Source organism: Microcoleus sp. Pol17C6 (assembly GCF_036701145.1).
Lineage (GTDB): Bacteria > Cyanobacteriota > Cyanobacteriia > Cyanobacteriales > Microcoleaceae > Microcoleus.
Genome location: NZ_JAUBQH010000002.1, coordinates 91965 through 103061 on the forward strand (window position 1 = coordinate 91965; position 11097 = coordinate 103061).

Annotated in this window: 10 protein-coding genes and 3 pseudogenes; 4 read left to right on the top strand and 9 right to left on the bottom strand. The window is 43.4% G+C overall.

Annotated elements, in window-relative coordinates:
- Positions 1-393: 393 nt before the first annotated feature.
- The 3 genes and pseudogenes from QUA25_RS01595 to QUA25_RS01605 form a co-directional block, all read right to left on the bottom strand.
- Positions 394-639 carry a hypothetical protein gene (locus QUA25_RS01595; protein WP_333035048.1) on the bottom strand — a complete coding sequence of 82 codons (246 nt, stop codon included), beginning with the start codon at positions 637-639 and terminating at the stop codon, positions 394-396.
- A gap of 45 nt (positions 640-684) precedes the next feature.
- The gene (locus QUA25_RS01600; protein ID WP_333035050.1) at positions 685-1158 is read right to left on the bottom strand and encodes a hypothetical protein; all 474 of its coding nucleotides are present in this window, start codon (positions 1156-1158) and stop codon (positions 685-687) included.
- Positions 1159-1637: 479 nt separating this feature from the next.
- Positions 1638-2091: pseudogene (locus QUA25_RS01605) on the bottom strand (transposase); the annotation flags it as partial.
- A 452-nt stretch (positions 2092-2543) separates the two neighbouring features.
- Here QUA25_RS01605 and QUA25_RS01610 point away from each other — a divergent pair.
- Both QUA25_RS01610 and QUA25_RS01615 read left to right on the top strand, forming a co-directional pair.
- Positions 2544-2873, top strand: coding sequence for an ISAzo13-like element transposase-related protein (locus QUA25_RS01610; protein ID WP_333035051.1), 330 nt, complete (start codon positions 2544-2546; stop codon positions 2871-2873).
- A 25-nt stretch (positions 2874-2898) separates the two neighbouring features.
- Positions 2899-3360: pseudogene (locus tag QUA25_RS01615) on the top strand (ISAzo13 family transposase).
- Positions 3361-3863: 503 nt separating this feature from the next.
- Here the strand turns inward: QUA25_RS01615 and QUA25_RS01620 are convergent.
- A complete protein-coding gene (locus tag QUA25_RS01620; RefSeq protein WP_333035052.1) occupies positions 3864-4877 on the bottom strand; it encodes a glycosyltransferase in 1014 nt (337 codons plus the stop codon).
- A gap of 796 nt (positions 4878-5673) precedes the next feature.
- Between QUA25_RS01620 and QUA25_RS01625 the strand changes: the two are divergent.
- Positions 5674-5923 (top strand): annotated as a pseudogene (locus QUA25_RS01625) (IS1 family transposase); the annotation flags it as partial.
- A 184-nt stretch (positions 5924-6107) separates the two neighbouring features.
- Here QUA25_RS01625 and QUA25_RS01630 read toward each other — a convergent pair.
- The 5 genes from QUA25_RS01630 to QUA25_RS01650 all read right to left on the bottom strand — a co-directional run bounded on the left by QUA25_RS01630 (position 6108) and on the right by QUA25_RS01650 (position 10288).
- Positions 6108-6623 (bottom strand): serine acetyltransferase, encoded by a 516-nt coding sequence (locus QUA25_RS01630; RefSeq protein WP_333035054.1) that lies wholly within the window; start codon positions 6621-6623, stop codon positions 6108-6110.
- A 168-nt stretch (positions 6624-6791) separates the two neighbouring features.
- Positions 6792-7448, bottom strand: a complete 657-nt coding sequence (locus tag QUA25_RS01635; protein ID WP_333035056.1) for an acyltransferase — start codon at positions 7446-7448, stop codon at positions 6792-6794.
- Positions 7441-8022 (bottom strand): serine acetyltransferase, encoded by a 582-nt coding sequence (locus QUA25_RS01640; protein ID WP_333035058.1) that lies wholly within the window; start codon positions 8020-8022, stop codon positions 7441-7443. Before QUA25_RS01640 ends, QUA25_RS01635 begins: the two co-directional genes overlap by 8 nt.
- A 195-nt stretch (positions 8023-8217) precedes the next feature.
- Complete coding sequence (locus tag QUA25_RS01645) at positions 8218-9228, bottom strand: glycosyltransferase family 2 protein (RefSeq protein ID WP_333035060.1); 1011 nt, start codon at positions 9226-9228, stop codon at positions 8218-8220.
- A gap of 142 nt (positions 9229-9370) precedes the next feature.
- The gene (locus QUA25_RS01650) at positions 9371-10288 is read right to left on the bottom strand and encodes a histone deacetylase (protein ID WP_333035062.1); all 918 of its coding nucleotides are present in this window, start codon (positions 10286-10288) and stop codon (positions 9371-9373) included.
- Between the two features lie 77 nt (positions 10289-10365).
- Here QUA25_RS01650 and QUA25_RS01655 point away from each other — a divergent pair, with 77 nt between their 5' ends.
- Positions 10366-10875, top strand: a complete 510-nt coding sequence (locus QUA25_RS01655) for a hypothetical protein (RefSeq protein WP_333035064.1) — start codon at positions 10366-10368, stop codon at positions 10873-10875.
- The last annotated feature ends 222 nt before the right edge of the window (positions 10876-11097 follow it).

Sequence of the window (11097 nt, forward strand, 5' to 3'; positions counted from 1 at the left end):
TGCCATATCCTGATCATTGACGGCTTCTGACTTTCAGAACCAATGCTATCTGCCAGAGGGCCCAGATGAAGGCGGGCGGGTAATTCCTCACCTAGCCTAACTGCTGCGGGTTTACGAGCAAGAATTTCTGCGATTGTCTAGACTGCACCCTACTTTCTGCCCCTCAACGGAACTCTCGCTCGCATTCTGTTTGAGGCAAGATACCTGCACGCTACCAATTTACCAGCGACAGGAGGGGAATCACAACAGGACGACTTAGGTATGGCAACTGTGCAATTAGGGGTTCGAGGGTTCAAGGGTTCCAGGGTTCCAGGGCCAAACAGGCAGAAAATAAATAATTCTGAGCATAACTAATTCTATCTTATCCCAATTATGGCTCAGAGGATTTGAGCTTCAATTCTGGCGATCAAACTTGATGAGAATAGCGCTGTTCCCCGCCAGTACAAAACTCGCATTGCCGCCCTTGGGCGTTAAGCTACCAACAACCTCATCCATTGTTTTAGAATTGAACTCCCGCACCGTGCCATTACCAGTTTTTATCAGCTCCGAAATATCAGCATTAACAGTGTAAGATGTTGCTCGCTCATTGACAAGCAGCAAGTAAACATTCTTGCTAGCATCCAGAGTGGCAACTGCCATTAAATCCGAACTGTTAGTGATAGGAAAAAAGGTCGCTTTCCCGCTCTACAAAGCCCTAATTCCCATCCGCAAAGCATAGTAGCCCGCGCGCCGTTTTCCCCCGTCCCCTAGCAAACCTTCCGCCAGTCCCTGCTTACCCCTGTCGTACAAACAGAATATGTGACTGCAGTAAATATAATTATCCCCCGGTTGGGAACCTCGAATCAAATTTTTAATCAAATTTAAAGCTAAAGATAAATCGCCGTAGCTAATTTCGTAAGTTCCCCATTCTCCTACCCAAAGCTGCGAGTTAGCGCGGACAGTACCGTTCATCCAGCCGCGCACTTTGCGGGTGTAGGTAGAAATATCTGCATCGTAGTTGTGGACATTGACTGTATCGAAATAATTCGGTATTGCCTGCAAAGCACTAGCCGAACAATTGCTGCCTCCTAAGGTTTTCGGGCCGTGGATGCGGTAAGTGCGATCGGGCAAATAAGTTTTATAAACAAAGGCGATCGCATCTTTTGCCACCTTAACCAATTCAAAATAGTCAGCCCTAGTCCGGCCCCAACCCAGATCGCGATTGTCCGGTTCGTTGTGAATTTCCCAATCATCAACGCGGTAATCATTGCGAACATTCAGCCAATAAACCGTAGCAAAAACCTGTTCCCACCACTCGTTTCAATCTTCTCCTGTGCGTGGCGGATTCAGTTCAGGGTAAACGCATCTCAAACGCTATTGACAAGGGGATTTAGAGGCATGATCATGTTGGGTGGAATAAACAAGCAGCAAGAATAGTCAGCATATACTTATTATCCATTGCGGCTCGATTGGATTTTTGCCGATTGCTACGCCGAAAAGATGGCTCTCGGTTGAAAGCATTAAAAGCTATCCATCCTAGTAATGACAGATTCAGAAGTGTTGAAATTGAATAAATAAGTAATAAAAATAACCCAAAATATGTTAAAATGGGGCTAAAGATGAAAATATATAGCTATCGCAAATCATTAGTAAATTAATTAAGAGTTTAATCGAGCAGCAGTTCCATTGAGTGTTGGTTCAAACATACCAAATTTGTGTAACTTGAGAAAGTCAAAGCTTTGTGACTGTATGGTAAAATTGAAGAACTATTTAACCAAGGCATTCATAACTGAGCCGCTTCCCAAACTTTCTCTCCCAAGTCTTGGCATGAAGCCAAATATCTTCGACTGGATTCTGCAGGCGGAGCATTGGGAGCAAACAGGACACAAGTTAAAGGCCATTCATCCCCCTCTTTGCCTTGATTAATTTGTTCTAGGTAAGCTTTCATCTCTTTATATTTGTGATAGCTAGCTCCATCCCAAATAATTAAATGTCTGGCTTCGGGATTTAAAGATTGTAAATCTTTTAAGAAAGCCACTGTATTCTCAGAATTTGCCGTTTCATATTCTCGCAAAAAAACTGTTTTGTTAAATAATTTACTGCGTCATAGTAAGGAATAAAAAATAAATAACTTGATGTATTTTCGGATATAATGAAAAACAGCCCTCGATCGCAATTTTCACCAAAAGTGAGAGAAACTTGCTTTCTTATTTTTCTATTTTACCACCCTACCTTACCTTTAAATCTATGTTTTATTCTAGTTCACTTGAGTCAGAAATGAATAAACTTTATAACTCTTTTTCAGAAAAGGATAAAAGAAGGTATGCAGCGATAGAAGCCCAAAAACTGGAATGGGGTGGAATTAGCTATATAATGCAACTTTTCGGCTGCCGTCGAAATACTATTGTTCAGGGAATTGAATAGTTAAAAAAAATGGATGAAACGACTATCGATAATTTAAAAATAAAAAAAAAGGAGGAGGCAGAAAAAGTATTTTATCTACTCAGAGCGGCATTGATGAAGCCTTTTTATAAGTCGGAAAATTTCAGACAGCGGGAAACCCAATGAATGAGTTAATTAAATGGACTAATTTGACCCATAAAGAAATAGCTTTGGAACTGAGGTCTGCCGGATTTATTGTCAGTCTTACTCTAATAAGTAAGCTGTTAAAAAAGCAGGGATATGTCAAGCGAAAAGCACAAAAAAAGCCAACTATAGGAACTAATAAAAATCGTAATTCTCAATTTGAAAATATTGCTATGCTAGACACACAGTATAGAAAAGCAGGTAATCCCATTATTAGTTTTGATACTAAAAAGAAAGAAGTTTTAGGGAATTTGTATCGTCCCGGTACTCTTTATACAACCGAACCTGTCATTACTGTCTTACCATGATTTTTGGAGTTTAGGTTGTGGGAAAGTGATTCCACATGGAATTTACGATTGCCAAAAAAATCGAGGATATGTAACATTACGTAACAGTAAAGATACCACTGAATTGGCTGGTGAATCCATCAAACACTGATGGAATAATTATGGAAAAGCCGCCTCTCCTCATGCCAATTCGATTCTAGCTAAGTGTGATGGTGGCGGTAGCAATAATGCTAATCATTATATCTTTAAGCAAAATTTACAAAAGTTAGTAGATGAAATTGGAATTGAGATAAGAATAGCTCATTACCCTGCGTATACATCTAAATACAATCCCATTGAACATCGACTCTTCCCTCATATAACCAAAGCCTATCAAGGAGTGATTTTTACAAGTCTAAATTTAGTCAAAAGTCTCATGGAAAAAACTCACACTAACAAGGGTCTATCTGTAGTTGTAAATGTGGTAGATAAAATCTATGAAATTGGTGGAAAGGTGACTGATGATTAAAAAAAAATCTGAAACTTGTTTTTGATGAATATTTACCCAAATGGAATGTGTACCATCTCAGTTACATCATACCTCATCTTTATGAGAAAGGCTATATGTCATAATCTCCGTTGAGGATTTTTCCTTGGAATTTTTGATATACTTGTTGACTGAACTGCTCAGAAATTGAGTAAGTCAAGGCATGATAAATAGGTCAATTTATTCGCCCGCTTGCGGGAAGCTTTTCGACGACTATTTTATAATATTGCTTGGCTAACTTTCCTTCTTCGAGGTAGATGGTTTTTTCATATTCTGGGTGTTTTTCAAGGGCGGGTTTATTTCTAATATGGGTAACGAGTGTTGCATTAACTAAATTGTTTATTTTCTGAAATAAATTATATCCTACCAAAGGTACTGATGCCCAGTCAGGATTGCACGGTTCGACAATTAGTAAAATTTTTAATCTTTTATTACTCCTTTGTTTACTACTGAGGGATAGATTTTCTGGGACGTTACCTCTAATTCTAGCTGGCTGAATTAATAGAGTTGGTGGTTTTGTATTCGATTAGCTTGCTCTGCTGCCCCAGCAATCGGCGCTGGTGAAACTGGATTTGACCTTGTAGCTGGGGAAATTTGGCTAATACACAGGACAAAGCGTAGATGGATGCGTCTTTAGTTGTGAGATCCCGATGCTTTATATAATAGTTATAGGTGCGATAGGCTGCTAAGGGGTAGCCACTCAATAGTAACAAGCTCCAGCCTTTTGTCGGCCATGTCATGGCCAAGGCTAGGGCTGGCAAGACTAAGCCCCAAAACCAGGTGCTGCGCGTTTCTTTGACCCAATGGCGCTCTGGTTCGGTTCCGTGCATCCAGGAACCTTCGGCATAGGCGTGACCCGCTCTTTGAGCCCGCTTCCACCACTGAGCGAAACTGGTCATTTGCGCGTCGTGCAGGGTCATTTCTGCGTCTAAACGAAGAATTTTCCAACCTTTTTGGCGAAGCCGCAAGCACAGTTCGGGTTCTTCGCCGGCTATTAGTGCGGGATTGAAACCTTCGACTTGCTCAAATGCGGTGGCGCGCATCATGGAGTCGCCACCGCAGGCTTTGGTTTCGCCGATGGGGGTATCCCACTCGATGTCGCACAATTGGTTGTAGATGCTGGCTTCGGGGTATCGTTCGCGCCTGCGCCCGCATACTGCTGCTACGTCTGGTTTGGCTGCGAGTTCGCTGTAGGCCCGATCGAGCCATCCATCAACTACTTCGCAGTCACCGTCCACAAATTGCACAAATTCGATATCGGGCGCTAGTTCCAGCAAGCGGGCAAAGCCTTCGTTTCTGGCGCGTGCTGCGGTAAACGGTATAGATAAGTCTAGTTCTACTGTATCGGCTCCGATCGAGCGGGCTAACTCTAGGCTACCGTCTGTTGAGCCGGAATCGACATAGACGACGCGGGCAACTTTGTCTGTGGCCGAGACTAGGCATTGGCGAAGGCGCTGGCCTTCGTTTCGTCCGATCGCTACTAATCCAATTTGTTTCAAGGTTTACCTCTTGAATTTTACGCCTAATAAAATTTTACAGCAGATTGCAAGTAAATAGAGGACACTTAATATTAGTATATTAATTGCAGCCCTGAAACCATTACCGCTCGAACTCCCTTGAAAAAGTAGTCAAACCTTATGGGTAGTGATGAACAGTAATGGTTTAATATTAAATTAACATAAATTTCCGAGGGAAAAGTATGGAATTTCCTAATTGTCAAAGCAATTTTATTACAAGTGAAAATACTTATTACGCAAAACAGCGATTTAATTTAAATGTAAAAAAAATTGTATAGTCAATTTATTGCAGATTCTCAATATAAGCAGATTTCACCTTCTTACTAAAGCCTTAATTGAGCGACGGATTTTAGAAAATATTTTTTAAGCCGGAATTGCTAGAGCTACGGGGGTATCCATTCGATGGATTCAGCATTATGTAAATAAAAAGTAGACCGAAATTTTCCAATGAATTTTGGTGATTAAAAAACCTAAAGGTCAGTTGACTTTACAGCTAGATAAAATGTGGTCATTTGTCAAAAACCAGCGGAAAAAGCAATGCCTCTGGATAGCTTTAGATCTAAAATACCCGTGAAATTGTTGGACTTTATATTGGAGACAGTTCAAAAAAATCTGCTCCAAATGCTCTGGCAATCTTTGAGGATGTTTTAAAAGGGTCGTTTGACTTCATAGTTGGCACAAAGAAGCATCTAAGTATGAGCTGAAACCTTGATTTATCGTCTCAGTTAAGCCCAATCAGAAGGGCTAAATTATACCTTCCCAGATTTTTAAAACATCTTCTTCACCTCTGGTCTATAGACAATGTGCTGTTTGCTATACTGATTTTTGGGATTGTTATTCAGAAGTGCTACCTTTTAAAAGACATTTACTTGTAGGTAAAGAATTGGGAAAAACCAGTTATATTGAAAGACTTAATAATACTTTACAGCAGCGAATTTCTCGTTTGGTTCGTAAAACCTTGTCTTTCTCAAAAAAACTGCTTGCACCATATTGGGGAAATTTTTAACTTTGTACATCACTATAATTAGTGCCTAAGAAAACGATATCATTACTGTGCATGACTACCAATTTTTAAATCCCACATTTTAGCTGTTGGCCACCAATCCACTTTTTTTCAATTTTTACTACTTGAGTTCAAGTCCTGAGTATTTCTTGTAATTTAATAAAAGTCGAGCTAAGTTGCTGTTTTTTCTGCAATTTCTATAATTTTTATTATACTTTAGGGGTCTTTTTTTCTATTATTTTGGCGGGAATTCCGACTGCGGTTGTACCTGGTGGCACGTCACAAATCACCACAGCATTAGCACCAATCAAAGCATGATCGCCGATCGTTACGGAGCGAATAATTTTTGCTCCTGCACCGATATCGACGTGACCGCCGATTTTGACATCCGCAACAATTGTCACCTGTTGAAGAATCAGACAGTTAGGGCCAATGGAAGCATTGGGATGAATGACAATGCCATTAGGATGAGGCAGCACCAGTCCTCCTTGTATTTGGCAGTTTAAAGGGATGTCTGTTGCAGTTACCACGCTCCAAAATCGATGCTGGATAACGTTCCAACGGCATAAAATATATCCCGCAATTCCACCCTGCTTCTGCCACTTTTGATAGTTGCGGATAGATTTGAGCAGTTGGCAACTGGGTTCCCACCACTTGCTAGATTTTTCGCGGCTCCAGTCTGCTTCTGTAGCAGAAATGATTGGCTTAGTGATTGACTCAACCATTGTTTGTGCAGTGTTTTAATGATATAGACAATTGTGCCTATTATAGCAATCCTAAATCATTTGTGAATTCTTACTCCCTCTCCTTGGTAAGGGGAGGGTTGGGGTGGAGTAAAAAATTTACGACTCCTGCAAGGATTGCTATAGTGCAATTTACCTTAAGAAGAATCTCTAACTTGGGTAGGGAGATTGCTGGAATTGGGCCACAGTTGGAGTGGATGTGTTGCCGTAGAAGTGGGACACTCGTAACTTTACGAGCTCGGGTTCAATTTCGGGGTCGAAACTGCCCTCGCGGCTGTTAATCAAATCGACCCATGGCAGGCTTTGAGTTTCGGCTTGCAATTTTTTCACTAAGTCTTCGAGGCGGCCTATCGGTCTGGCGGGGACGCCGGCGACTATATCGCCCTCGGCGACATCTTTGGTGACGACGGCACCGGCGGCGACGATCGCATTTGAGCCGATAGTGACGTTGCGAAGGACGATCGCATTTAAGCCGATAAATACGTTGTCCCGGATGTCTATCTTGCCTACGGCATCTACTTTAACGTTGTAAGCCTGGTCCAGCATGGCGATCGAGCCATCGTGGCCCAGGAGGGTACCATATGAGAAGTGAACATTGTTGCCGATGCAGACGTAGGCGGGCTCTCCAAAGACGGTATTGGGCCAGATGCTGCAATTTTCGCCGATCGCGTACAAGTTGCCGTGGGGGCGGAGAAATTCTGTGTATTCTTTGGCACAGAGGTTACATAATTGGACGTAAAGGGCACGGAACTTGCCATAACGCATGGCAAGATGGCGGATAATTTTTTGCAATGTTGATCTAAGCATTTTCCTGGTTTTTCCTAGATTGAAGAATCTTGGCAGGAATACCAACAGCAGTTTGACCGGCTGGAATGTCTGATAAAACTACAGCATTGGCACCGATATTTACGTCGTCTCCCAAGTTTACTTTTCCAAGGATTTTTGCACCAGCGCCGACGTTAACCCGATCGCCCAATTGAGGGGATTCTAGCGGTTTGTCCAAATAGCGGTTTCCCAGGGTTACGCCTTGGCGGATAATGCAGTCGTCGCCGATCGTACAATATCCGTGAATAATAATAGCGTTTTGATGTTCAATCACCACGCGACGACCGAGCTTCACAGTGTAAGGCAAGTCTATCCCGTAACTATTGCGGACTTTTCGGTAGAGTGCTCGATAAATAATGCTCAAAGGAGCTCGCAGTAATTTCGGTTCTACCTGCATTCTCCAGACGCCAAAACGCTGCACTGCTACGGCGCGAAATCCCGGTTTTGTCCAATCTCGACCATGAGCAATCCAGTCTTCTTTAATTTGCTGCCACAGTCCCAGGCCGGGGTCTTCTACTTGATTTTCACTGGTGATTAAGTTTTGCTCAGTTACCATAAGCTCTAATTCACACTATTTATTGTTTACTCTCTTGCTAGATCCCGACGATATTAATGGGTCTATCAGGTTTTTGAGGAAGGAGCAATCCGGTTTTTTCGACCGAGACTACTAATTTCTCGGCTGCATCATAAAATATTTTGCTTGCCTAGGTTAACCTCGTTTAGTTGGCTTTGACCGATTTACCAACTTCCTTTAAAAGTTTTTGGATTTTTCAATCTTACCCCCCTTAAAAAATACACTATTGAATACAAAATCCCTCAGTAATTGTGGTGGATCGCCATCGGGTTTGCCTTGAAGTACGCGGCGCACCCTCCAGGCTGCAAAACCCGAAGCCCAGGATATATCAGTTAATGCTGTGTAAACCAAGCCGTAGTTTTTGACAAAGTACCTACGCCGGGAATCAAACCAATAGGTAGGCAGCCGCTTGGCGGGCTTTTTGGTGTCAGTGACGCCTGAGCTTTGGCCGACTAAGTGTACAACGCGACTTTCAGGTACGTACCAGCAACTCCAGCCAGCTTTGTTCGCTTGCAGACAAAAGTCCATTTCTTCGCAGTACATGAAATAAGCTTCATCCATCAAGCCAATTTTTTCAAATACTTCGCGACGGACGATCATGCTGGCTCCAGCTACCCAATCAGTTTGACAGGTTTCTTGGGAAATGGGAGGCGCTGCGGCCCAGTTGGCTAATAACTTGGATATAAAGCCTGTCCGCCAACCAAAATCGAGTTCCGTCAAGATGTTGTGAAACCGAAAAGCTGACTCCTGGGGCGTGCCGTCGGGGTCTTCCAAGCGGCTGCCTGCGATGCCGGCTTCGGGGTGGGAGTCCATGAAATCGACGAGGGCTTTTAAGGCACCGGGGCGAACAATGGTGTCTGGGTTGAGCAGCAGGAAGTAAGGGGGGGGATTGGTGGATTGGAGGGCGGGACGGATCAGGGCGTTGTTGCCGAAGGCAAATCCGCCGTTGCGGTCTAGGGGAACGAAGGATGCCCATTCATTCCAGCCTTCTGAGGCGATCGCACTACTAATTTCTTCGACGGAGCGATCGCCTGAAGCATTGTCGCCAACTACAACTCGCATACCAGGCAGCGATTGAACTTCGCTAACTAGAGAGCGCAAGCAGTCAATTGTCAAACTAGAGGTTCGGTAGTTAACAATGACAACCAGCAGTGGATAGGGGTGATTGGACTCGCTGGCCTTCGACATAAGTACCGTTGTTTGTTTAACAACTTTTTAGCTCAAGTTGTACCCATCTGGCAAGCTGGAGCGATCGCTAATAGTATTTTTATTTGTTTCGGTGAGGGAGACTGTTTTTTCGGCCGTATTTCCGAAGTATCGCCGCTCTGGATCAAAGTCGATACTGCCTGTAGGCTTGACTGGCGGCTCGGTGCAGCAGTGAATGCCGGTAAACTAACCCCTTAGCGTCATCGGAATAGCCCCCGCCAATCACGCAGGCAACGGGATACCCGCCAGCCAAACAGGCGGTCAAAACTTGCATTTCCCGGCGAAATAACCCCGTATCAGTTAAAGCTAATTTTCCCAGTTTGTCAGCGTGATGAGGGTCTACTCCAGCATCGTACAAAACTAAATCTGGCTTGACATTTGACAGCAAATCTGGTAAAAATTTATCCAATGTTTGTAAATATTCGTCGTCCTCCATACCCACAGGCAAAGGTACATCTAAATCGCCCTTTTGTTTAGTGCCGGGAAAATTGACTTCGCAGTGCATCGAGAAAGTAAAAACGCTACTGTCATCTTGGAATATTACGGCGGTTCCGTCTCCTTGGTGGACATCTAAATCGACAATTAAAACTTTGCGAACTAAACCATTTTTTTGCAATACGCGAGAGGCGATCGCCAAATCATTAAAAATACAAAAACCAGACCCAAATGCCGGGAAGGCGTGATGAGTTCCGCCCGCAGTATTGCAAGCCAAACCGTAGTCTAAAGCTAGCTTGGCAGTTAGTACAGTTCCTGCAACCGCAGTGCAAGTGCGATTAGCCAGAGCCCGACTCCAAGGCAGACCAATTCGCCGCTGAGCTTTGTTATCGAGCGTCCCGTTGCAGTAAGCTTGAACATAGGAGTGGTCGTGGACTAATTCAATCCATTCTTGAGGGGGAAGTTCGGGAGCGTGAAATTGCGATTCATCTGCTACCCCGTCCGCGAGCAGCATCTGGTAAAGCATCCGAAACTTGGCCATCGGGAAGCGGTGCTCCGGTGGCAGAGGTGCAACGTAATCTTCGTGGTAAATAATTGGTAAGTCCATTAAAATTATTGTATAACGAATGAATCTCCAATTGAAAGCCTGCAATCTCAAATCTAAATTCGCTGGAGAACCTGTATATGCAACAACTAAAAACAGTCTGGCAGTCCGGCAGCACCGACCCCGAAAATGCTGACAATCTCGATAATATTAGTCAATGGTGGACAAACCTCAACGGCAAAGAAATTAGCTGGGTACAGCGACTGATTCCGCAAATCGGCGGTTTGAGCGAAATTCACTGGCACCCCCAGCGTTTTGACGAAACATTTGTGATAGTCAATCCTGAAATTCGGGAGGAAACTCTCTATTGGTACAAACCCGATTCTCCTGTCCAACGTAACAACACTGTTGACAAATTAGAACTTGACAACTTGCAACAGCAATTGTACATCTATCCTCAGTTGGAAGCGGAACTGGTAATTCGCGTAGGAATTCCAGAAGTTAAATATCAAACACTTGAATTAAACAATCCCGAAATCGCCTTGGGCGAAGATAATCTGCTGCTGCTGTGGGAATCTGACCAAGAACTAGAAATTAAAATTTACTTGAGCAGTGAAAATATTGCTAAACTTAAGGAATTGTTGGCATAGAAAAGACCAAGAAAATAGTTTATATGGTAGGCTTTGGGTGCGGGGTTGATTGCTATATACTCTGAGTCACCTATAAATATCTTAAGACTGAGGGGCGGGTGGGTCAAAACCGAGGTTTTTCCCAGCCATACTTTGTTGCAGAGAAAAGAGTAAAAAAAACGGTTTCTTCCCCTCGCGCTATTTCCAGGTGTTTATCTGTGCTAAAACCCTTTGAATGTGGCA

Bases quoted from the DNA above. Each gene is read 5' to 3' on its own strand.
- QUA25_RS01595 (WP_333035048.1), bottom strand. From the start codon at position 639: ATGGCAGTTGCCACTCTGGATGCTAGCAAGAATGTTTACTTGCTGCTT.
- QUA25_RS01610 (WP_333035051.1), top strand. From the start codon at position 2,544: ATGAATGAGTTAATTAAATGGACTAATTTGACCCATAAAGAAATAGCT.
- QUA25_RS01630 (WP_333035054.1), bottom strand. From the start codon at position 6,623: ATGGTTGAGTCAATCACTAAGCCAATCATTTCTGCTACAGAAGCAGAC.
- QUA25_RS01635 (WP_333035056.1), bottom strand. From the start codon at position 7,448: ATGCTTAGATCAACATTGCAAAAAATTATCCGCCATCTTGCCATGCGT.
- QUA25_RS01640 (WP_333035058.1), bottom strand. From the start codon at position 8,022: ATGGTAACTGAGCAAAACTTAATCACCAGTGAAAATCAAGTAGAAGAC.
- QUA25_RS01645 (WP_333035060.1), bottom strand. From the start codon at position 9,228: ATGTCGAAGGCCAGCGAGTCCAATCACCCCTATCCACTGCTGGTTGTC.
- QUA25_RS01650 (WP_333035062.1), bottom strand. From the start codon at position 10,288: ATGGACTTACCAATTATTTACCACGAAGATTACGTTGCACCTCTGCCA.
- QUA25_RS01655 (WP_333035064.1), top strand. From the start codon at position 10,366: ATGCAACAACTAAAAACAGTCTGGCAGTCCGGCAGCACCGACCCCGAA.